We start from the raw sequence: 20,539 nt of genomic DNA, 5'->3' as shown, positions 1-20,539 counted from the left end.
GTGGACGTCAGGCGTCGAAGTCGTCGTCGAACCGGGCACGGGCCGAGTCGGCCTCGTCCTGCGCCCGCTGCTTCGCCCGGTCGCCGGTCTGCGAGGAACGCTCGGAGGCCTCGTCCTGCGCCGAGCCGAGCTTCTCCTTCGCCTGCTGCGCGAGCCGGTCGGCCTTGTCCTGGAACTGGTCCTTGATACCCATGCTTTTCACTCCATGAGGGGTGTTGGTGGTTGGGCCTCGACCAGACTTGCACGGGTGGACAAAGCTCGCATTTTGATCAGCTGCTCTGCGCGCGCTCCTGCTCGTCCGCAGCCCCGCCGGCTCCCACAAGTCCCCTGGAAACACCGGCCAGTCGCGGCTCGAAGCGCTTCATCTCGCGCTGTCCGACTGTCGAGATGATCCCCGGCAGGTAGCCGCGCACCCCCTGCATCCCGCGCAGCCACCACTGCGCGTACACGTGCGCCGAGCGCCGCTCGATGCCCGCCACGATCCGGTCGACGGCCGGGCCCAGCGGGTAGGTGCGGTTCGACGGCCAGGGCAGCCGCTGCCGCAACTCGCGCATGACCTCGTCCTGGTCGGCGCCGCGCACCATGTCGGTGTCGGTCCAGGAGAGGTAGCCGACGCCGACCTTGACGCCCTTGTAGCCCACTTCGGCGCGCAGGCAGTGGGCGAAGGCCTCGACACCCGACTTGGAGGCGCAGTACGCGGTCATCATCGGGGCCGGGGTGATCGCGGCGAGCGAGGCGATCTGCAGGAAGTAGCCGCGGCTCTCCATCAGTACGGGCAGGAAGGCGCGGGCCGTGACGGCCCCGCCGATGAGGTTGACCTCGATGACCCGCCGCCAGGCCTCGGGGTCCGAGTCGGCGAACGGCCCGCCGGCGGCCACGCCCGCGTTGGCGACGACGATGTCGACCTTGCCGAAGCGCTGCTTGACCTCCTGCGCGACCCGGGCCATGGCCTCGTGGTCGGTGACGTCGGCGTACCAGTGGTCGCTGTCGGTGTGCAGCCGCCCGGAGACCTCCTTGAGGGCCTCCGGCTCCAGGCCGACGAGCGCGATCTTCGCGCCGCGGGCGGACAGCTTGCGGGCGAGCAGCTCGCCGACCCCGCGGGCGGCGCCGGTGACGACGGCGACCTGGCCTTCCAGATTGCGGTGGGAGCTCATGCCGTCTTCTCCTTCGTGTGTGCGTCGACGAGTTCGCGGATGACGTTCGTGACGGCCTCGGGGGCCTCGATCGGGGTCATGTGCCCGATGCCGGTCAGCGCCGTCAGCCCGGCGCAGTTCGGCAGCGCGGCGGCCAGGGCGCGGGCGTGCACGATGGGGGTGAGCCGGTCGGCGGTGCCGCCGATCACCGCCGTGGGCACGGTCAGCGCGGCCAGGTTCGCGTCGAGGTCGAGCCCGGCCAGCACCTCGGACCACGCGTGGCGCACCTTGGTGGGGCAGGCATGCACGATACGGGCGCACGCCTCCACCCGGTCGGGCGCGGAGCCGGGGCCCATGGTGGCGTACTTGAGGACCTTCCGGGCGATGCCCGTGACCGGCCCGAGCGGGGCCCGGGACCCGAGTACCGCGCCGGTGATACCGGTCCGCACGCGCCCCGCGCGCAGCGGCAGCACCCGCGCCTCCTCGACCAGCCGGGAGCTGCCGGTGCTGCACAGCAGCGCGGCGGCGGCGTGCTCGGCGAACTCCGGCCGGCCGGCGGCCGCCATGATCGTCATACCGCCCATGGAGTGCCCGGCGACGACCGCCCGCTCCCCGGGCTCCAGGGCCGCCCCCAGCACCGCGACGAGGTCGTCGGCGAGGGCGGTCGTACTGTGGGCCGCCGCGGCGGGGCTGCGCCCGTGCCCCCGCTGGTCGTAGGCGATGACCCGGTGCCCCTTGGCCAGTTCCCGCACCTGGGCGGCCCAGAAGGCGGTGGAGCAGGTCCAGCCGTGGGCCAGCACCACGGCCGGCGCCCCCTCCTCCCCGTGCACCTCCACGTGCAGCCGCGCCCCGTCGGCGGACACCGCGACGAACTCCCGCCGCGCGACGGGCGGGGCGTAGCGCCCGAAGGCAACGTGCGCCACCCTGCTCACGCGCCCCCCTCCCCGCCCCCGCCGGGGGCAACTCCACCCCTGCCGGCCTTCGACGCCCCGCCAGGGGCAACCCCACCGCCGCCGGACTTCAACGCCCCGCCAGGGGCAACTCCAGCCCCGCCGGCGTTTGAGGCGCCGCCGGAGGCCAATCCAGCCTCGCCGGCGTTTGAGGCGCGGGGGCCCGGGGGCAGAGCCCCCGGCAGCGGCGCCGCACCGGACTCCCCGGAGCCCGCCCGCCGGCGGCCCGCCTTCGCCCCGGCAGCAGCCGGCTCGCGCTCCCGGACCCGTACGACCTCGTACTCCGCCAGATCGACGCTCCGCGTCACCCGCCGGAACTCCCCCGTCGTCCCCGGCCACACCGTGGTGTTGCGCCCCTGAGCGTCCAGGTACCAGCTGGTGCAGCCGCCGGTGTTCCACACCGTCCGCTCCATCCGCGCCTGCACGTGCCGGTTCCACTGGTTCACCGCCGACGGCCGCGCCGCCAGCGCGACCCTCCCGCCCGGCCCGCCCAGCACGCCCAGCTGCCGCAGGTAATCCGCCATGTAGTTCAGCTGCGACTCGATCATCAGGATCATCGAGCTGTTCCCCAGCCCGGTGTTCGGCCCGATGATCGTCATCCAGTTGGGGAAGCCCGCCGCCGTCGCCCCGCGCAGCGCCTGCATCCCGTCCTTCCAGGCGTCCGCGAGGGTCTGGCCCTCCGCGCCCACCACCCGGTCGGCGATCGGCATGTCCGTGACGTGGAAGCCCGTGCCGAAGATGATCGCGTCGACCTCGGTCTCGGTCCCGTCGTCGGCCACCAGCACCGAGCCCCGGATCTCCTTCAGCCCCGAGGCGACCAGGTCCACGTTGGGCCGGGCCAGCGTCGGGTAGTACTCGCTCGACAGCAGGATCCGCTTGCAGCCGATGCGGTACGAGGGCGTCAGCTTGGCCCGCAGCGCCGGGTCCTTGATCGAGCGCGCCATGTTGGCCTTGGCCAGCGACTGGACGATCCCGAGCTGGTTCGGCCGCAGGCAGAAGGCGCTGACCTGGAGCTCCCGGATCCCCCACAGCAGCCCGCGCCGGGCCGCCCGGGTGAAGGGCAGCCGGCGGTGCAGCCAGCGCTCCACGGAGGTGATGGCCCGGTCCGAGCGCGGCAGGACCCACGGCGGGGTCCGCTGGAACAGCGTGAGCCGCTGCACCTCCGGCGCGATGGCCGGCACGATCTGGATGGCGGAGGCGCCCGTACCGATCATGGCGACGCGCTTGCCGGCGAGGTCGTAGTCGTGGTCCCAGCGCGCGGTGTGGAACACCTTGCCCGGGAACTCGGCGAGCCCCGGGACCTCGGGCATCTTCGGGTCGGACAGCGGCCCGGTCGCGGAGACGACCACGTCGGCGGTGAAGTCCCCGCCGGAGGTCTCGATCTCCCAGCGCAGCTCGTCCGCGTCCCAGCGCATCATCCGGACCTCGTGGTCGAGGCGGATGTGGCGGCGCAGCCCGAAGGTGTCGGCGACGTGCTCCAGGTACTCCCGGATGGCCGGCTGCCCGGAGAAGGTGCGCGGCCAGTCCGGATTGGGCGCAAAAGAAAAGGAGTAGAGATGGGAGGGCACATCGCACGCGCACCCGGGGTAGCTGTTGTCGCGCCAGGTCCCGCCGACCGAGCCGGCCCGCTCCAGCACGACGAAATCGGTGATCCCCTCGCGCCGCAGCCGCACGGCCGCACCGAGCCCGCCGAACCCGGACCCGATCACCGCCACGCGTACGTGCTCGCGCTTGCCCACGCCGCCCATGCCGCCGCCTTCCGCATCTGCAACACTGCCAGCAATCACTGGCACAATCGGGAGAGTAGAGCAGGCCCGTACTCATGGGTAGGGGTCGCGCGCGGAAAGTTACCGGCAGTACGCCATAGGCTGCGCCCGTGGCGAAGGACGGCGTGCACGAGACGGGAACCGACACAGTGCGTGAGTACCGTACGGAGGAACTGGCCGAGGCGGCCGGCATCCCCGTGCGCACCCTGCGCTTCTACCGCGAGCGCAAACTGCTCCCGCCGCCGCGCCGCGAGGGCCGGATCGCCTGGTACGACGAGCACCACCTGGCCCGGCTGCGCACCATCGCCGCCCTGCTGGAGCGCGGCCACACCCTCGGCGGCATCGCCGACCTCACCGCCGCCTTCGAGAACGGCCGCGAGGTCGGCCGGCTCGGCGAGCTGCTCGGCATCGGCTGGTCCGAGGAAACACCCGTCCGGCTGTCACCCGAGGCCCTGGCCGACTACTTCGAGGGCGAGGTCACCCCGGAGAACCTGGCCGCCTCGCTCGACCTCGGCTACCTGGCCGTCGACGGGGACGCCATCGTGCACGTGAGCCGGCGCCTGCTGGACGTCTCCTCCGCCCTCGTCCGCGAGGGCGTGCCGCTGGCGGCCGTACTGGAGACGGGCCGCCAGGTCCGCGCGCACGCGGACGCGATGGCCGCCCTGTTCACGGAGCTCATCGCCGCCCACCTACCGGGCGAGGACGCCCCGGCCCGGCTGCGCCCGCTGGCGAAGAGCGTGGTCGAGGCGGAACTCACCATGGCGATGGACCGCCTCCTGGCCGCGCCCCGGCCCCAGGCCCCGGAGCAGACCCCGGATCAGGCCCCGAGCTCGTAGACCACGGTGACCGGCGCGTGGTCGGACCAGCGCTCGGGGTGCGTCTCGGCCCGCTCGACGAAGGCCTTCACGGCCTTGGCGGCCAGCCCCGGGGTCGCCACCTGGAGGTCGATGCGCCAGCCGGCGTCGTTGTCGAAGGCCCGCCCGCGGTAGGACCACCAGGAGTAGGGCCCCTCGGTGTCCGGGTGCAGCTCGCGCACGACATCCACGTACCCGGCCTCCTGGTACACCCTCCCGAGCCACTCCCGCTCCTCGGGCAGGAAGCCGGCGTTCTTCCGGTTGGTCTTCCAGTTCTTGAGGTCGGCTTCCTGGTGGCAGATGTTCCAGTCCCCGCAGACCACGACCTCACGCCCGTCGGCCGCGGCCCGGGCCTTCAGCCCCTCCAGGTACGTGAGGAACTCCCCCATGAACCGGTACTTCTCGTCCTGCTTCTCGGTCCCTGCCTCGCCGGAGGGCAGGTACAGACTGGCCACGGTCACCCCGGGCAGGTCGATCTCGATGTAGCGCCCGCTGGTGTCGAATTCGTCACTCCCGAATCCGACCTGCACCCGCTCGGGCTCCCGCCGCGTGTACAGCGCGACCCCGGCCCGCCCCTTGGCGGCAGCCGGCGCGAACACGGTGTGCCACCCCTCGGGCTTCCGGGCCTCCTCCGGAATCTGCCCCTCCTCGGCCCGCACCTCCTGCAGGCAGACGACGTCGGCGTCGGACCCGGCCAGCCACGGGACGAAGCCCTTCTTGGCGGCGGCGCGGATCCCATTCACATTCACGGAGGTCACGGTGAGCATCCCAGCACCATAGCCGGAGCGTTCCGTACGATATTCGAATGTCTCACGGTATAAACCTCCGCGCCGTGCCGTACGACCACCCGGACGCGGTCAAGCTCAACGACCAGGTACAGCTCGAATACCGGGAGCGGTACGACGGCGAGGGCGATGAAACGTTCCTCGACCCGGCGATGTTCGTACCGCCGCAGGGCCTGTACCTGATCGCGTACGACGCGTCGGAGGCCCCGGTCGCGAGCGGTGGCTGGCGGGGCCAGGAGCAGAACGACGAGGGCTACTCGGACGGCGACGCCGAGCTGAAGCGCATGTACGTGATCCCGGAGGCCCGCAGCCTGGGCCTGGCCCGCCGCATGCTCGCCGCCCTGGAGGAGGACGCCCGCGAGGCGGGCCGCGCCCGCATGGTCCTGGAAACGGGCGACCAGCAGCCGGAGGCGATAGCCCTGTACCTCTCGTCGGGCTACACGATGGCCCCCAAGTTCGGCTTCTACCGCTACTACGACTCCAGCCGCTGCATGTCCAAACCCCTCCGCTAGCCCCACACCCAGCCCCGCGGCACAACCCCGCCGGGCCACATCCAGCCCCGCCGGCGTTTGAGGCGCGGGGGTCCGGGGGCAGCGCCCCCGGCAACGGCGCCGCACCCGCCAACCCCACCGAGCCACATTCCAGCCCCGCCGGCGTTTGAGGCGCGGGGTCTGGGGCGGAGCCCCAGCAGCGGCGCCGCACCGTTCCAGCCCCCACCCCGGCGGAACCACACACCCCCGCCCTACCGGCGGAGCCACACGGCTTGGTCCGCGCCCCACCGCGACGGCCCCCGCCCCCAGTCCCCGAAGGGGCTGGCCGCGTACCGCAGCACCCCGTACCCCGACTCCGCCTCCCGCAGCCACGCCCCGGCGGCGTATCCCGCGTCCACGGGCGACACGCCACCGGCCAGGTCCCGCACCAGCCACGACCCCGTCCCCGCGAGGGAGAACCGCAGCCCGCGCCCGCCCCCCTCGGCCAGCGCCCTCAGCACGCCCGCCGCCACGAGGTAACCGGTCCCGTGGTCCAGCGCCTGCGCCGGCAGCACCCCCGGCGCTCCGTCCGGCCCGGCGCACGCGGCCGCGATCCCGTACCCCGCCTGCACGAGCGAGTCGAACCCCCGCCGGGCAGCCCACGGCCCCCGCCACCCCCACGCGCACAGCTCGGCCACCACGAGCCCCGGCCACCGCTCCAGCAGCTCCGCCGCGCCCAGCCCGTACGCCTCCAGCGCCCCCGGCCGGTACCCGGACACCACCACGTCGGCCTCGGCCAGCAGCCCCTCGAACACCGCCCGGTCCCCCGCCACCGCCAGGTCCAGCCGCGCCGACCGCTTCCCGAAGCCGGTGTCCGCGTACGCGTCGTCCGCCTCGCGCAGCCCCGGCGGGTCGATCCGCAGCACGTCCGCGCCGAGCAGCCCGAGCGTCCTCGTCGCCACCGGCCCGGCGATGACCCGCGTCAGGTCCAGCACCCGCACCCCGACGGCGGGCCGCCCGGCGGGGGCCTGCCCGAGCGGCCGGCCCCGCCCGCCCGATTCCCGTACGGGCTCCACCAGCGGCTGCGGCTCCCCGTACGCGCCGGCCACGGCGACGGCCAGCCCGCCCGCCGCGTACACGGCCTCCTGCACCTCGACGGCCGGCCGCTGGCCCACCGCGGCCCGCAGCGCCTCCGGGGTCGCGGACGGCAGCCCGAGCGCGCGCACCAAGGCGGCCTCGTGATGCGGGTAGTTGGCATGCGTGCGCACCCACCCGTCCGCCGCCCGCCAGAAGCCCGACAGCGGCGCGAAGGTCACCGGCGCCCGCCCCGCCACCCTCAGGTGCCGCTCGCTGACGAACGCCGTGGCGACCGCGCCCTCGTCCACCACCGCCGGAGCCGCATCCTCCGGCCGGCCACCGGCCCGTACGGCGGCCAGCTCGGCCGCCGCCAGCGCGCACGCCCCGACCGTGGCCCGCGCCAACTCCGCCACGGGAAGCGGCCCTTCGCCGAGATTCCCGGCCCCCTCGTACCGCACCCGCCCCGCCGGCTCCGGCGCCCCGCCGAGTGCCGCCCAGGCCTGGGCCGTACCGCCGTCCCCCGTGCCGCCGTCCCCCGCGCCCCGCTCAGTGATCGCCATGCGGCCATTCTGCGATGCCGGCCGCCACCATCGCGGCGATGCGCGGCGCGAGGGCCGGGCCGGGGGGCTCGGCCAGCAGGAACACCCAGGCGAAGACGGTGCCGAGCACGGCCGCGTGCACCAGCGCGGGGTCCGGCATCACGGCCAACTCGCCGCGCTCCACCGCCCGTTCCAGCAGCCGCGTGACCTGCACGCGCTCCCCGGCGATGAAGGTCTCCTGGAAGCGGGCGGCGATCTCGGGCTGCTGCTTCAGGTCGGCGAGCATCCCCGGCGCGGCAGCGAGGACGACGGGGTCCGAGAAGATGGCGAGGACCAGGCCCGCGAGCCCGGCGAGGTCTCCGAGCAGCGTTCCGGTGTCCGGCAGCGGCTTCGGCTCCCGCCCGTGCACGAGCGTGGAGAAGACCAGCTCGCCGCGCGAGGCGTGGCGGCGGTAGATGGCCGCCTTGCCCACGCGCGCCTTGGCGGCGACGGCGTCCATGGTCAGCGCGGCGTACCCGACTTCCGGCACCAACTCGCGTACCGCGTCACGGATCGCGTCGTCCACGCGGGCGTCCCGCGGCCGGCCGGGGGGTTGCTTCGAAGGCTCCACGGGGACATCATACGGAACTATGAGTATCGGAACTAGCAGTGCCGTAATTGCTCCTGCCGCCGACTCGGCCCGCGCACGCACCCTGACCGCCTGGGCGGGGCGCAGCATCGTCGTCATCGGCGCCGTCCACATCACCGTCTTCCTCTTCCAGACCTGGTCGATCTGGGGCGACTGGCTCACCGGCCGACTGCACGGCACCGCCGCCATCGAAGACCCCGCCAACCTCGAATCGCTCCGCCTGTTCTGGTCCCTGCCCGGCAGCTTCGCCGTACCGCTGATCCTGCTCGGCCTGCTGCTCGTCCGGATGGCCCGCACCGGCCAGCAGGTCCCCCGCTACGTCGCCGTGACCCTGACGGCGTGGGTGCTCCTCAGCGGCTGGATCCTCGTACCCTCCGGCTTCCCCCTCGGCCTGGTCCCCGCCGTCCTGCTGCTCCTCGCGCACCGCGCACGCCCGGCAACGGCATAGGTGCACGCACCACGAAACGGCCTGGTCCGCCCCTTTCCGATCATGTACGTTCCCCGTCACGCGCCACGGAGGGGCCGCGCCAAAAGAACGCCCCTGATCGGAAAGGCACCACGCCCGTGAAATACCGCGTCATCGGCACGGCCGCCGAAACCCGCCGCGAAGTCAGCGTGCTGAGCCTCGGCACGATGACCTTCGGCACCACCGTCGACGAGGCCGCCTCGTACGCGATACTCGACCGCTTCGCGGAAGCGGGCGGCACCTTCATCGACACCTCCAACAACTACGCGTTCTGGGTCAACGGGACCCAGGGCGGCGAGAGCGAGGAGCTGATCGGCCGCTGGCTGCGCAGCCGCGGCATCGGCGACGAGATCACCATCGCCACGAAGCTCGGCGCCCGCCCCAACCAGCCCACCAGCGGCTTCAGCCTCGACATCGAGGGCCTGTCCCCCAAGGTGATCCGCGAGTCCGCGGAGCGCAGCCGCGAGCGCCTGGGCGTCGAGCGCATCCACCTCCTCTACGCGCACGTCATGGACGAGCACACCCCACTGGAGGAGACCGTCCGGGGCTTCGCCGAAGTCGTCGCGGACGGCACCGCCGGCCTGCTCGGCGCCAGCAACCACTGGGCCTGGCGCGTGGAGCGCGCCCGTACGCTGGCCGCCGCGGCCGGCGTACCGGGCTACGAGGTGCTCCAGCACCACCACAGCTACCTGCGCCAGCGCACGGACCTCCCCAGCCTGCGCTCACCCGACGGCAACCAGGGCCTGGTCAGCGGCGACCTGCTCAGCTACCTCCGCGACAACCCGGCCCTCACGCAGGTCGCGTACTCCCCGCTGATCGCCGGCGCCTACGTCCGCGAGGACAAGCCGCTGGGCCCGGGCTTCGAGCACGCGGGCACCGAGCCCCGCCTGCGGGCGGTCCGCGAGGTGGCCGCCGAGACCGGCGCCACGGTCAACCAGGTGGTCCTGTCCTGGCTGATGGGCGGCGACATCCCGGTACTCCCCCTGGTCGGCGCCTCCTCGGTGGCCCAATTGGAGGAGAACCTGGGCGCGGTGGACCTGGACCTGACCCCGGACCAGCGCGCGAAGCTCGACGCGGCGCACTGACGCACGGTCTGCGGCCGGCCGATGGATCGCCGCGTGGTGTGACGGTGTGTCTGCCGCCCGCGCCGGGCCGCTGTGGCTTGATCGACGGGTGGTCCCGCGCAGGGGCCGGCCCATCGACCGACGTCCGTGCGCGCCCGGGGCGGGTGCCGCGGCCCTGTCCAGGAGTCCACATCGTGACATCGACCCCACAGCATGCGGCATTCCGACGACGCCGTGCCGGAGCCCTCTCCGGACACCCGCGGCGCGTGGCCCGACGGGTCGCCCTCCTGCTCGCCACGGCAGCGCTGCCGGCGGCGGCGCTGGTGCTGCCCACGGCGACGCCCGCCCTGGCTGCGCCCGTGACCGAGAACTTCACCGCGGGCGCCAACCAGCCGTTCACCGTCCCGGCCGGCGTCACCCAACTGAGCATCACCGCCACCGGCGAGGCGGGTCAGAACGGCACTGACGGCGGACAGGGCGGGATCGGCGCCACCGTCTCCGGCACCTTCACCGTGGTGCCCGGCACCACCTACTACGTCAACGTCGACACGGGCGGGGGTTCCGGCAGCGGTACGCCGCCCGGCGGGACCGGCGGTGGTGCCAGTGACGTCCGCACCTGCAGCTCGGCGACCGTCGGCTGCGACCTGACCGGCATTGTCGGCACCGACCCCCGCATCATCGTCGCCGGCGGCGGCGGAGGCGGCGGCTCCGGCGCCGACTCCGGGCTCTTCTCCGTCCCCCAGGCCACCGGCGGCGACGCGGGCGACACCGGGGAGCCCGGCGGCGAGCGCCCGAGCGGCGGCGGCGGGGGTGGCGGCGGAACCCAGACCACCGGCGGCGCGGGCGGAGCCGTCTGCGCCTCCCCCGGCGCTTCAGCCGGCACCGACGGCACGGCCGGTCAGGGCGGCGCGGGCGGTGACGCGTACGGCGGCGGCTCCGGCGGCGCCGGCTGGTTCGGCGGCGGAGGCGGCGCGGGCTGCGTCGCGATCGGCGGCGACGGCACCTTCGGGCCCGGCGGTGGCGGCGGCGGTTCGAACCTCGTCCCGCCGAGCGGCGCCTCCGGCCCGGCCATCGGGCCGGCGCAGGTGTCCATCAGTTACGAGCTGCCCCCCATGGACTGCACCGCCACTCCCACCATCATGGGCACCTCCCGCGCCGACAACATCACCGGCACCCCCGGCGACGACGTGATCTTCGCACTCGGCGGGAACGACGTCGTCGACGGCGCCGGGGGCAACGACGTCATCTGCGGCGGCGCGGGCAACGACACGCTCAGCGGTGGCACCGGCAATGACCACATCGAAGGCGGCAACAACAACGACACCCTCAACGGGAACGACAACGACGACACCCTCATCGGCGACGGCGGCAACGACACCCTCAACGGCAACACCGGCAACGACACCCTCCAGGGCAGCGCCGGCAACGACACCCTCGACGGCGGCCCCGGCACCAACACCAACGACGGCGGCCCCGGAAGGAACATCTGCACCAACCCGGCCGGCGGCGCACCGGGTGCGACGAACTGCCGAGTCTGACGGCCCCTGACCCACCACCGTCCACCGCGGTCCGAGTTGGACCGCCCCCGCAAACACGAAGGTCCCGCCCGATCTCGCGATCGGACGGGACCTTCGGCTCGTCTGATGCCGCCTCGAAACGGACCCCGCAAACGCCGAGATCCCGCCCAGCCTCTCGGCTGAACGGGATCTCGTGACGATTCCTGAGAGCTACTCAAGAACTGTCGTCTGTGGACCTGTGGGGATTTGAACCCCAGACCCCCTCGATGCGAACGAGGTGCGCTACCAGACTGCGCCACAGGCCCTTGCGACGTGTGAAACATTAGCATCCCCGCGCGGGTGCTCCAAAACGCGAATCCCGGAGCGTCCGCGCAGGTCACCGATCACTCGTTCGCGGCACGCGGGCGGTCGTCGCTCTCGTACTGGTCGAACAGCGGTGTGCGGCCCCGGCCCTGGCCTCGGGGGCGCGGCGCGGACTGGGGCTTCGCGTCCGGCTTCGGGTCCGGCTTCGCGGGTTCCGGCTGGGGGTGCGGCTGGGCGCGCAGGCGGGGTTCCGTCGGCTCGGCCGTGCTGGAGCGGGTGGCGCTCCAGGCGTCCGGGATCGCGGGGCCCGTGGCGCGGGGGGCCACCGGGGCCGTCACGTACGTCGGCAGCGGGACCGGGACCGGCTCCCAGCTGTCACCGCGCGCGGGGCCGCGTTCGCGCTCGCGCTGCTGGTCCACCCACTCGGCGTGGTCGGTCTGCTCGACCAGCGCGCGCCGCCCGGCCTCCTGGGGGGAGACCGGTGGCGCGGGGTCCGGGTCGGCGCCGGCCGCCGCGGGGTCGTCGGAGTCGCTGCGGCGCGGGCGGTTCTCCCTCAGGTGGCGCGCGGCCGCCTCGGCGCGGCGGCGGTCCATCGTGAACTCGTAGCGGCGCCGCTCCTGGACCCTCAGGTGCACGATGTACGCGCTGAGGAGCAGGGCGGGCACGGCAGGGGCCCACAGGTAGCGCAGGCCGCCCACCGCGGCGACGACCGCGCCGAGGGTGAAGACGAGGAAGAGGAGCGCGGTGGTGCGCCGGCGGCGCGCGAGGACCTGGAGGCGCTGTTCGCGCCGGGCCCGCTCCGCGCGCTGTTCCCGTTCGGCGGCGGCCGGTCTCGACTCCGCCCTGGTCGGGGGCACGACGAAGGCCCGGGCGTCGGCTTCCACGGAATCAACCGTTTCCGTCACCGCGTCCGGGTCCGCGTGGGGCTGGGGCTCCGCCTCCTCGGCACCGCGCTCACGCAGCCCCTTGGCGTAACGGCGCTCCATTCCCGCCCGGCCCGAAAGCAGCCGAATGGCAGTGGAGAAGCGTTCCGTCGGACGGGCTTCGTTCAGCTCGTCCTGCCTCCGGAGCCACATGGGCACCAAGTAGGCGGCCCAGGCCCCGACAATGACTGCGTAGATGAGGCCGCTGCTGCTCACACCTCACACCGTAGAGGGGCGCGGCCGACGGGATCGGCCAATTGGGCCGGTGTGTCGCGCGATCTCGCTGATATCACGGACTTTTTTTGTGATTCTTCCGATCGGGTTATCTGCGCATCGGCTAAATCGAACGGATAATCGATTATTTATTTCGGCGGGGACGGCGGGGACTCCGACTGCCGGGCCCGGTGCCAGCGCCGCAGCAGCCCCTCCGGAACCTCCTCCGCCGTGATCGCGTAGACGAGGTGGTCGCGCCAGGCCCCGTCGATGTGCAGGTAGCGCGGACGCAGCCCCTCCTCGCGCAGGCCCAGCTTCTCCACGACCCGCCGGCTCGGCCCGTTCTCGGGGCGGATGCACACCTCGATGCGGTGCAGTCCGACCTTCCCGAAGCAGTGGTCCACCGCGAGCGCCACCGCCGTCGGCATCACGCCGCGGCCGGCCACGTCGCGGTCCACCCAGTAGCCGACGTGGGCCGCGCACATCGAGCCCCAGGTGATCCCGGCGACCGTGAGCTGGCCGACCAGCCTGCCCTGGTACTCGATGACGAAGGGCAGCATCCGGCCCGCGTTCGCCTCCGCCCGCAGGTGGCGCACCATCTGGCGGTACGTCGGCCGCTGGATCACCGGCCCCCACGGGGCGGGCGGCGGAATGGTGGCCTCCCACGGGCGCAGCCAGTCGCGATTGCGGCGGTTGACCTCGCGCCACGCCTTCTGGTCCCGCAGTTTTATCGGCCGGAGCGTGACGTCGCCATCCTTCAGGACCACCGGCCAGGTGGGGCCGTTCAGCTCGTGCTCCCGGAGGGTTGTGCCGGTCTGGGGTGGTCGCCGCCGCGGATCTGGTCCACGGCGTGCGGGATGAGGCGGGCGAGGACGGCGAGGCCGTCGCGGACTCCGCCCGTCGAGCCCGGGAGGTTCACGATCAGGGTGTGCCCGGCGACGCCCGCCAGGCCCCGGGACAGGGCCGCCGTGGGCACCTTCGCCAGTCCTTCGGCGCGGATGGCCTGCGGGATGCCCGGGATCTCGTAGTCCAGCACCCGCGCGGTGGCGTCGGGGGTGCGGTCGGTGGGCGAGATGCCGGTGCCGCCGGTGGTCAGGATGACGTCGTAGCCCGCGGCCACGCCCTCGCGCAGCGCCTGCTCGACGGGATCGCCGTCCGGGACGACCCGCGGGCCGTCCACCGTGAAGCCGAGCTTCTCCAGCGCCTCGGCGAGCAGCGGGCCGCCCTTGTCGGCGTACACGCCCTGCGAGGCCCGGTTGGAGGCCGTGACGACCAGGGCCCGGCCGGCCGCGGCCGGGGGCGCCGCGGGCTCGGGGGCCGGCGCCGGGTGGCTGTGGCTGTGGACCTCGCCGCCGCGCGGGGGGTTCACGAGCGCGTCCAGTCGCCGGACTTGCCGCCGGTCTTCTCCTCCACCCGGACGTCCGTGATGACGGCTCCCTTGTCGACGGCCTTCACCATGTCGATCACGGTGAGCCCGGCGACCGCGACGGCCGTCAGCGCCTCCATCTCGACGCCCGTGCGGTCGGTCGTCTTGACGGTGGCGAGGATCTCGACGGCGTCGTCCGCGACCTTCAGGTCGAGCTTGACGCCCGAGACGGCCAGCGGGTGGCAGAGCGGGATCAGGTCGGGGGTCTTCTTCGCTCCCATGATCCCGGCGATCCGCGCCGTCGCGAGGGCGTCGCCCTTGGGAACGCCCTCGCCGCGCAGCAGCTCGATCACCCGGGGGGAGACGAGTACCCGTCCGCTGGCGCGGGCCGTCCGGGTGGTGACGTCCTTCTCGGAGACGTCCACCATCCGGGCCGCGCCGGCCTCGTCGATGTGGGTCAGCCTGCTCTGGGTACTCATTGCTGTGCCGCTCCGCTCTGGGCCCGCGCGGGGCCTGTGTGGTGCGACACACGCTACCCGCACCGACCCGGGTTCAGCCGAGCAGGACCACTTCCAGCTCAGTGCCCGGCTCCACCGAGGTGACGTCCTCCGGTACGACCATCAGCGAGTCGGCGTGGGCCAGCGCGGCGATCAGGTGCGAGCCGGATCCGCCGACCGGGCTGACCGTGCCGCTCTCCGCGTCGTACTTGCCGCGCAGGAACTGGCGGCGGCCGGCCGGGGAGCCGAGCGCCTTGTCGGCCTTCAGCACCGCCCGCACGCTGGGCCGGCGCACCTCGGACTCGGGCAGGCCCATGAGCGCCCGGATGGCGGGGCGCACGAACAGCTCGAAGGAGACGTACGAGGACACCGGGTTGCCGGGCAGGGCCAGCAGCGGGGTGTGGTCCGGGCCGATGGTGCCGAAGCCCTGCGGCTTGCCGGGCTGCATGGCGAGCTTGCGGAAGTCCATGCGGCCGCCGTCCACGTCCGCGCCCTCCCCGTCGCCGTCGGACTGCCCGACCGAGGACAGCGCCTCCTTGACGACGTCGTACGCGCCGACGCTGACCCCGCCCGTGGTGACGAGCAGGTCGGCCCGGATCAGCTGGTCCTCGATGGTGGAGCGCAGGGTGTCGGCGTCGTCCGCGACGGCCCCGACCCGGTAGGCGATGGCTCCGGCGTCCCGCGCGGCGGCGGCCAGCGCGAAGCTGTTGGAGTCGTAGATCGTCCCGGCGGCCAGCGCCTCGCCCGGCTGCACCAGCTCGCTGCCGGTGGACAGCACGACCACGCGCGGGCGCGGCCGCACCCGGACGGTGCCGCGCCCGATGGCGGCGAGCAGGGCGATCTGCGGCGGGCCGAGGACGGTGCCCGCGGCCAGCGCGAGGTCCCCGGCCTGTACGTCGCTGCCGCGCGAGCGGACGTGCGCCCGCGCCTCTGCCGCCCGGTGCACCCGCACCTCGCCGGCCGCGCCCTCGGGGGCCGCGCTGGCCGGGGTCATCCCGGAAGCCGCGCCGCCGCCCGTGCCGCCGTCGGTCCACTCGACCGGCACGACGGCTTCCGCACCGGGCGGGAGCGGGGCGCCGGTCATGATGCGGGCGGCCTCGCCGGGGCCGACGGCGGGCAGCTCACCGCTGCCCGCCGCGACGTCCCCGACGACCGTCAGCACCGCGGGGAACTCCTCGCTCGCACCCTGGACGTCGGCCACCCGGACGGCGTACCCGTCCATGGAGCTGTTGTCGAAGGGCGGGAGGGCGACGGGCACCGTGACGTCCTCGACCAGGACACAGCCCTGGGCGTCCAGCAGCTGGAGCTCGATGGGCTCCAGCGGTCGGACGGCGGCGAGGACGTCCGCGAGGTGCTCGTCCACGGACCACAGACGGTGGCCGGTCTCCTGCGGTGCGGAACTGCTCAAGGCGTTACATCTCCTCCGTCACGTAACGGTGAAGCCAGGTGCGGAACTCCGGGCCCAGGTCCTCGCGCTCGCACGCGAGGCGGACGATGGCCCGCAGGTAGTCGCCGCGGTCCCCGGTGTCGTAACGACGGCCCCGGAAGACCACGCCGTGCACCGGACCGCCGACGGTCTCGTCGGCGGCCAGCTTCTGCAGGGCGTCGGTGAGCTGGATCTCCCCACCACGGCCCGGCTCGGTCTCCCGCAGTATGTCGAAGATCGCGGGGTTGAGGACGTAGCGTCCAATAACGGCGTAGTTGCTGGGGGCATCGGCCGGGTCCGGCTTCTCGACGAGTCCGGTGATCCGGACCACGTCCTCCTCGTCGGTGGCCTCGACGGCGGCGCAGCCGTAGAGGTGGACGTTGGCCGGGTCCACCTCCATGAGCGCGATGACGGTGCCGCCGGTGCGGGCGTAGATGTCGGCCATCTGACGCAGGAGCGGGTCGCGCGGGTCGATGAGGTCGTCGCCGAGGAGGACGGCGAAGGGCTCGCGGCCGACGTGCGGCTCGGCGCACAGCACGGCGTGGCCCAGGCCCCGCGGGTCGCCCTGGCGGACGTAGTGCATGGTGGCGAGGTCGCTGGACTCCTGGACCTTCTTCAGCCGGTCGTCGTCGCCCTTGGCGATGAGGGCCGACTCCAGCTCGTAGTTCCGGTCGAAGTGGTCTTCCAGGGCACGCTTGTTACGCCCTGTGATCATGAGGACGTCATCGAGGCCGGCGCCGACGGCCTCCTCGACCACGTACTGGATGGCCGGCTTGTCCACAACCGGGAGCATTTCCTTCGGGGTCGCCTTGGTCGCCGGAAGGAAGCGGGTACCGAGGCCCGCGGCCGGGATCACGGCCTTCTTGATCACGGGGTGCAACATAGTCATGCCCCGAACGATAGTGGGTCCTACCGAACGCCCGACTAGATCGCGGTAGGAACATCCGGTTATGTCCCCATTCCCAAGGAAATTCAGTTTCGCTGTGAATGTGAACCCGCACGCCGCCCCGACCAAGGCCGAACTGCGCCGGGAACTGCTCGCCGCCCGCCGCGCCTTGTCCCCCGACGCATGCCGCGCGGCGGCCGCCGCGCTCGCCGTGCGGGCCCCTGAACTGCCCGAACTCGCCGGCGCCCGCACCGTGGCCGCGTACGTCTCCGTCGGCACCGAACCCGGCACCCGCGAGCTCCTCGACGCGCTGCGCGCGGCAGGCAAGCGGGTGCTGCTGCCCCTGCTGCTGCCCGACAACGATCTCGACTGGGCGGCCTACGAGGGCCCGGCGAGCCTCGCCGAGGCCGCGCACCCGGGGAAGATGCGGCTGCTGGAGCCGACCGGCCCGGCGCTCGGGCCGGACGCGGTGACCGGCGCCGACGCCGTGCTGCTGCCCGGGCTCGCGGTGGACGGCCGCGGCATGCGGCTCGGCCGCGGCGGGGGCTCGTACGACCGGGTGCTGGCGCGGCTGGAACGCGCGGGGGCGCATCCGGCGCTGGTGGTGCTCCTCTACGACGACGAGGTGGTCGCGCGGGTCCCGGAGGAACCGCACGACCACCCCGTGCAGGCGGTGGCCACCCCTTCCGGGGTGCTCCGCTTCGTCTAGCGGGAGGCGCTAGGGCTTGAGGGTCAGCGTCTCGACCGTCGCCTTGTCGACGGCCTCCTTGCCGAAGGGCCACTCCAGCAGCTCGCCCTTGGCCCACATCGTCGTCTGGTCGGTGTAGTTGGAGTGGTAGGTGTGCCCCGAGGCGCCCGTCAGGTTGATCCAGCGGGACTTGTCGAGGTCGTTGAGGTTCACGACCATCCGCATCGACGGCACCCAGGTGACCCCGTACCCGCTGGAGGCGTTCCAGCCGGTCGCGTTGACGGTGGCCTCGCCGCCGCCCAGGTTCCAGGGGCCGCGGTTGAGGAGCCACTGCATGAAGCCGGGGCCCTCGGTGCCGATCGTCTGGTTCTTCAAGGTCAGCTGGTGCAGCCGGCCCCAGCTCCAAGTGGACTGGTCCTTGCCGAGCTTGGCGGTCAGCTCCCAGCGGGCGTCCTCCATGGCCCGCGCGAACAGCTCGTCGCGGGTGGTGGTCGCCGGGACGGTGAGGTTCTTCTTGGGCGCGGCCCACCAGGGCGACTTCTCGTCCTTGACGAGGCGGCGGACCACCTCGAACCAGCGGTCGCCACCGTCCGGCTGCGCCGAGTCGCTGCCGCGCATGCCGCATTCGCGGACCACTTCGGCCAGGTCGTCGTTGGGACCGCTCGTCTGGTCGTGGACGTTCATGCAGCTGCCCTCGATGCGCAGCTCCTTCGGCATCTTGTCGCCGAAGGCCAGCTTGAGGATGTTGCGCCAGACCGCGTTGAAGTAGGCCGCGGCCGCCGAGTCGGGCTCCTGGGTGTAGTTCCAGCCCTCGAGCAGCTTCTGCGCGGAGCGCACGTCCGGGTCCTTGACCTCGATCTTGGCGAGCATCGGGGTCAGCAGCGCGGCGATCTCGCTGCTGTTGTCCATCTGCATGGCGCGCATGTCGTCGGTCGAGATCTTGCCGCTGTCCTTGATCTTCGCCTCGATGAGGTCGTTGATCCGCTGGCTGCGGGCGCCGTAGCCCCAGTCGGTGGTCAGCAGGTTCGGGTACTTGCCGGCGCCGGTGCCGCCCTCCGCGACCGCCTGGTTGGCGGTGACGATGAAGCCGCGCGAGGGGTTGTAGTCCCAGGGCAGTTCGTTCTGCGGGATCCAGCCGGTGGCGCCGCCCGCGGTGCCCTTCCAGGCGTACTTGGAGTCCCAGCCGGGGGCGGGCATCCGGCCGTCGCCGGAGCCGCGCACGGGGATCCGGCCCGGGGCCTGGTAGCCGATGTTGCCGGTGGCGCCCTTGTTGTCGGCGTAGATCAGGTTCTGGGAGGGGACCTCGAAGTCGGCGGCCGCCTTGCGGAAGTCGTCGAAGGTCTTGGCCCGGTCGAGCTTGAAGACCGCGTCCATGGACTTGCCCGGGTCGAGGGCGGTCCAGCGCAGGGCCACGGCGTAGCCGGGGCCGCGGTCGGGGGCCGAGGAGGCGACGGGGGCGCGGGCGCCGACCGTACCGAGCTCGTCGCTGCGGTCGGAGATCAGCGGGCCGTTGTTGGTGGTGCGGACGGTGATCTTCTTGCTCTTCTCGCCCGCGATCTTGATCTCTTCTTCGCGGGTGGTGAAGGGGAGCACCTTGTTGTCGTAGACGTAGCCCTCGGGCTTGACCTGCTCCAGGTAGAGGTCGGTGACGTCGGCGCCGAGGTTGGTCATGCCCCAGGCGATGTCGGCGTTGTGGCCGATGACCACGCCGGGCATGCCGGAGAAGGTGTAGCCGGCCACGTCGTACTGGCACTGGGCCGAGGCCGTGCGGCAGTGCAGGCCCATCTGGTACCAGACCGAGGGCAGCTGCGGGGAGAGGTGCGGGTCGTTCGCGAGCAGCGGCTTGCCGGTGGTGGTGTAGCGGCCGGAGACGACCCAGGAGTTCGAGCCGATGCCGCTGCCGTTGGGGCCGAGGATCGCGGGGATCTGGTCCAGGGTCTTGGCGAGCGAGGTCATCTGGGTGTGCAGGCCGACGGTCGCGCCCTGGGCGGTGGCGTTGCCGGCGAGGCCGGTGCCGGCGCCCGTGCCGGTGCCGGTGCCGGTGCTCACGTTCGCGCCGGTGCCCGTGCCCGTACCGGTGCCGGTGCCCGTGGTGCCCTGCGGCGCGTACTTGCCGCCCTCGACCTTGCCGCCCTCGACGATCGGCCGGTTCCGGTCGAAGGGGTACGGCGGGTACAGCTCGTCGATCTGCGCCTGCGAGAGCGTGCTCGACATCAGCGCGCGGTCGATCTCGTCCTGCATGTTGCTGCGCAGGTCCCAGGCCATCGCCTTGAGCCAGGCCACCGAGTCCACCGGCGACCACTGCTCGGGCTGGTAGCCGTCGCTGAGCTTGAGGGCCGCGTGCTCGACGGACAGGTCCTTGCCGGACTTGCCCTTCAGGTACGCGTTGACCCCGTCGGCGTAGGCCTGGAGGTACTTCTTCGTCTCCGGGGAGAGCTTCTTGTCGTACTCCTCCTGCGCGACCTGGCGCCAGCCCAGGGTGCGCAGGAAGGCGTCGGTCTCGACCTGGCCGGAGCCGAACATCTCGGAGAGCCGCCCGGAGGTCATGTGGCGGCGTACGTCCATCTCCCAGAACCGGTCCTGGGCGTGGACGAAGCCCTGCGCGCGGAAGAGGTCGTCGTCGTTGTCGGCGTAGAGCTGGGGGATGCCGTGGGCATCGCGCTTGACGTCGACCGTTCCGGTCAGACCCGGCACCTTGAGGGAGCCGGTCGTCTGGGGGAACGAGGCGCGCACGCCGTCCACAGCCCAGTACGCCCCGTAGCCGAGGCCCGCGAACAGCGCCAGGACCAGGACGAGCACGATCAGACGGGCGCGTCGTCCCTTCTTCTTGACGGGAGGAGCGGTTTCGTTGGCGGGCATCGCTGTCCTTAGAGGGGCAGGGTGGTCCTGGGAGTGCTGGGAGCAACCATAGGCGCAGGACCGGCCCCGTTGATCCGCCAGGGGTGCAGGTGCTCAGGACAGGGGGCGAGCACTCGTTTCACAATGTGG

19 protein-coding genes, 1 tRNA gene and 1 pseudogene are annotated in these 20,539 nt (G+C 72.9%); 6 read left to right on the top strand and 15 right to left on the bottom strand.

Translation table 11 applies throughout. The features are described 5' to 3' along the window. Positions 1–7: 7 nt before the first annotated feature. The 4 genes and pseudogenes from AB0O21_RS13630 to AB0O21_RS13615 form a co-directional block, all read right to left on the bottom strand. Positions 8–193 (bottom strand): hypothetical protein, encoded by a 186-nt coding sequence (locus AB0O21_RS13630; RefSeq protein WP_365170484.1) that lies wholly within the window; start codon positions 191–193, stop codon positions 8–10. Between the two features lie 76 nt (positions 194–269). Further along, positions 270–1,154: an SDR family oxidoreductase gene (locus tag AB0O21_RS13625; protein WP_365170481.1), complete on the bottom strand. Its 885-nt coding sequence runs from the start codon at positions 1,152–1,154 to the stop codon at positions 270–272. Beyond that, complete coding sequence (locus tag AB0O21_RS13620) at positions 1,151–2,065, bottom strand: alpha/beta hydrolase (RefSeq protein ID WP_365170478.1); 915 nt, start codon at positions 2,063–2,065, stop codon at positions 1,151–1,153. The genes AB0O21_RS13625 and AB0O21_RS13620 overlap by 4 nt, the downstream gene beginning before the upstream one ends. Positions 2,066–2,349: 284 nt before the next feature. Continuing rightward, a pseudogene (locus tag AB0O21_RS13615) lies at positions 2,350–3,822 on the bottom strand (NAD(P)/FAD-dependent oxidoreductase); the annotation flags it as partial. 137 nt (positions 3,823–3,959) lie between these two features. On the opposite strand from AB0O21_RS13615, the gene AB0O21_RS13610 reads away from it, so the two are divergent. Further along, positions 3,960–4,685, top strand: a complete 726-nt coding sequence (locus AB0O21_RS13610) for a MerR family transcriptional regulator (protein WP_365170475.1) — start codon at positions 3,960–3,962, stop codon at positions 4,683–4,685. Here the strand turns inward: AB0O21_RS13610 and AB0O21_RS13605 are convergent. Next, positions 4,667–5,470 carry an exodeoxyribonuclease III gene (locus tag AB0O21_RS13605; protein WP_365170472.1) on the bottom strand — a complete coding sequence of 268 codons (804 nt, stop codon included), beginning with the start codon at positions 5,468–5,470 and terminating at the stop codon, positions 4,667–4,669. The genes AB0O21_RS13610 and AB0O21_RS13605 overlap by 19 nt on opposite strands. Before the next feature lie 38 nt (positions 5,471–5,508). On the opposite strand from AB0O21_RS13605, the gene AB0O21_RS13600 reads away from it, so the two are divergent. Continuing rightward, positions 5,509–6,000, top strand: a complete 492-nt coding sequence (locus AB0O21_RS13600) for a GNAT family N-acetyltransferase (protein WP_365170469.1) — start codon at positions 5,509–5,511, stop codon at positions 5,998–6,000. A 230-nt stretch (positions 6,001–6,230) separates the two neighbouring features. Here AB0O21_RS13600 and AB0O21_RS13595 read toward each other — a convergent pair whose 3' ends face one another. After that, entirely contained in the window at positions 6,231–7,595 is a 1,365-nt protein-coding gene (locus AB0O21_RS13595) for a CoA transferase (protein ID WP_365170466.1), read from the bottom strand. Continuing rightward, positions 7,582–8,184 carry a TetR/AcrR family transcriptional regulator gene (locus AB0O21_RS13590; protein ID WP_365170463.1) on the bottom strand — a complete coding sequence of 201 codons (603 nt, stop codon included), beginning with the start codon at positions 8,182–8,184 and terminating at the stop codon, positions 7,582–7,584. Before AB0O21_RS13590 ends, AB0O21_RS13595 begins: the two co-directional genes overlap by 14 nt. A gap of 19 nt (positions 8,185–8,203) precedes the next feature. Between AB0O21_RS13590 and AB0O21_RS13585 the strand changes: the two genes are divergently transcribed. The 3 genes from AB0O21_RS13585 to AB0O21_RS13575 all read left to right on the top strand — a co-directional run bounded on the left by AB0O21_RS13585 (position 8,204) and on the right by AB0O21_RS13575 (position 11,270). Next, entirely contained in the window at positions 8,204–8,650 is a 447-nt protein-coding gene (locus tag AB0O21_RS13585; protein ID WP_365170461.1) for a DUF6463 family protein, read from the top strand. Between the two features lie 116 nt (positions 8,651–8,766). Next, entirely contained in the window at positions 8,767–9,753 is a 987-nt protein-coding gene (locus AB0O21_RS13580; RefSeq protein WP_365170458.1) for an aldo/keto reductase, read from the top strand. 245 nt (positions 9,754–9,998) lie between these two features. Next, on the top strand, positions 9,999–11,270 hold the full coding sequence (locus tag AB0O21_RS13575; protein WP_365170451.1) for a calcium-binding protein: 1,272 nt from the start codon (positions 9,999–10,001) through the stop codon (positions 11,268–11,270). A gap of 210 nt (positions 11,271–11,480) precedes the next feature. Here AB0O21_RS13575 and AB0O21_RS13570 read toward each other — a convergent pair. The 7 genes from AB0O21_RS13570 to galU form a co-directional block, all read right to left on the bottom strand. Beyond that, positions 11,481–11,554, bottom strand: a tRNA-Ala gene (locus AB0O21_RS13570). A 78-nt stretch (positions 11,555–11,632) separates the two neighbouring features. Further along, complete coding sequence (locus tag AB0O21_RS13565) at positions 11,633–12,691, bottom strand: hypothetical protein (protein ID WP_365170448.1); 1,059 nt, start codon at positions 12,689–12,691, stop codon at positions 11,633–11,635. Positions 12,692–12,837: 146 nt separating this feature from the next. Next, on the bottom strand, positions 12,838–13,455 hold the full coding sequence (locus tag AB0O21_RS13560; RefSeq protein WP_365170445.1) for a GNAT family protein: 618 nt from the start codon (positions 13,453–13,455) through the stop codon (positions 12,838–12,840). A 17-nt stretch (positions 13,456–13,472) separates the two neighbouring features. Beyond that, a complete protein-coding gene (locus tag AB0O21_RS13555) occupies positions 13,473–13,964 on the bottom strand; it encodes a MogA/MoaB family molybdenum cofactor biosynthesis protein (RefSeq protein WP_365170642.1) in 492 nt (163 codons plus the stop codon). 89 nt (positions 13,965–14,053) lie between these two features. Beyond that, complete coding sequence (moaC, locus tag AB0O21_RS13550; protein ID WP_365170442.1) at positions 14,054–14,533, bottom strand: cyclic pyranopterin monophosphate synthase MoaC; 480 nt, start codon at positions 14,531–14,533, stop codon at positions 14,054–14,056. A 73-nt stretch (positions 14,534–14,606) separates the two neighbouring features. Next, complete coding sequence (glp, locus tag AB0O21_RS13545; RefSeq protein WP_365170439.1) at positions 14,607–15,959, bottom strand: gephyrin-like molybdotransferase Glp; 1,353 nt, start codon at positions 15,957–15,959, stop codon at positions 14,607–14,609. Between the two features lie 4 nt (positions 15,960–15,963). Further along, complete coding sequence (galU, locus tag AB0O21_RS13540) at positions 15,964–16,866, bottom strand: UTP--glucose-1-phosphate uridylyltransferase GalU (RefSeq protein WP_365170436.1); 903 nt, start codon at positions 16,864–16,866, stop codon at positions 15,964–15,966. A gap of 94 nt (positions 16,867–16,960) precedes the next feature. On the opposite strand from galU, the gene AB0O21_RS13535 reads away from it, so the two are divergent. Next, the gene (locus AB0O21_RS13535; RefSeq protein ID WP_365170433.1) at positions 16,961–17,572 is read left to right on the top strand and encodes a 5-formyltetrahydrofolate cyclo-ligase; all 612 of its coding nucleotides are present in this window, start codon (positions 16,961–16,963) and stop codon (positions 17,570–17,572) included. Positions 17,573–17,581: 9 nt separating this feature from the next. On the opposite strand, the gene AB0O21_RS13530 is transcribed toward AB0O21_RS13535, so the two are convergent. Further along, a complete protein-coding gene (locus AB0O21_RS13530; RefSeq protein ID WP_365170430.1) occupies positions 17,582–20,410 on the bottom strand; it encodes a penicillin acylase family protein in 2,829 nt (942 codons plus the stop codon). Positions 20,411–20,539 lie beyond the last annotated feature (129 nt).

Source organism: Streptomyces sp. NPDC091371 (genome assembly GCF_040684275.1).
In the GTDB taxonomy this organism is placed as follows: Bacteria; Actinomycetota; Actinomycetes; order Streptomycetales; family Streptomycetaceae; genus Streptomyces.
Note: the sequence above shows the minus strand (reverse complement) of the source record. Positions and strands in the feature narration are given on the sequence as shown.

Coding starts and splice junctions, on each gene's coding strand:
- AB0O21_RS13630 (WP_365170484.1), bottom strand. CDS start 193: ATGGGTATCAAGGACCAGTTCCAGGACAAGGCCGACCGGCTCGCGCAG.
- AB0O21_RS13625 (WP_365170481.1), bottom strand. CDS start 1,154: ATGAGCTCCCACCGCAATCTGGAAGGCCAGGTCGCCGTCGTCACCGGC.
- AB0O21_RS13605 (WP_365170472.1), bottom strand. CDS start 5,470: ATGCTCACCGTGACCTCCGTGAATGTGAATGGGATCCGCGCCGCCGCC.
- AB0O21_RS13600 (WP_365170469.1), top strand. CDS start 5,509: ATGTCTCACGGTATAAACCTCCGCGCCGTGCCGTACGACCACCCGGAC.
- AB0O21_RS13595 (WP_365170466.1), bottom strand. CDS start 7,595: ATGGCGATCACTGAGCGGGGCGCGGGGGACGGCGGCACGGGGGACGGC.
- AB0O21_RS13585 (WP_365170461.1), top strand. CDS start 8,204: ATGAGTATCGGAACTAGCAGTGCCGTAATTGCTCCTGCCGCCGACTCG.
- moaC (WP_365170442.1), bottom strand. CDS start 14,533: ATGAGTACCCAGAGCAGGCTGACCCACATCGACGAGGCCGGCGCGGCC.
- galU (WP_365170436.1), bottom strand. CDS start 16,866: ATGACTATGTTGCACCCCGTGATCAAGAAGGCCGTGATCCCGGCCGCG.
- AB0O21_RS13530 (WP_365170430.1), bottom strand. CDS start 20,410: ATGCCCGCCAACGAAACCGCTCCTCCCGTCAAGAAGAAGGGACGACGC.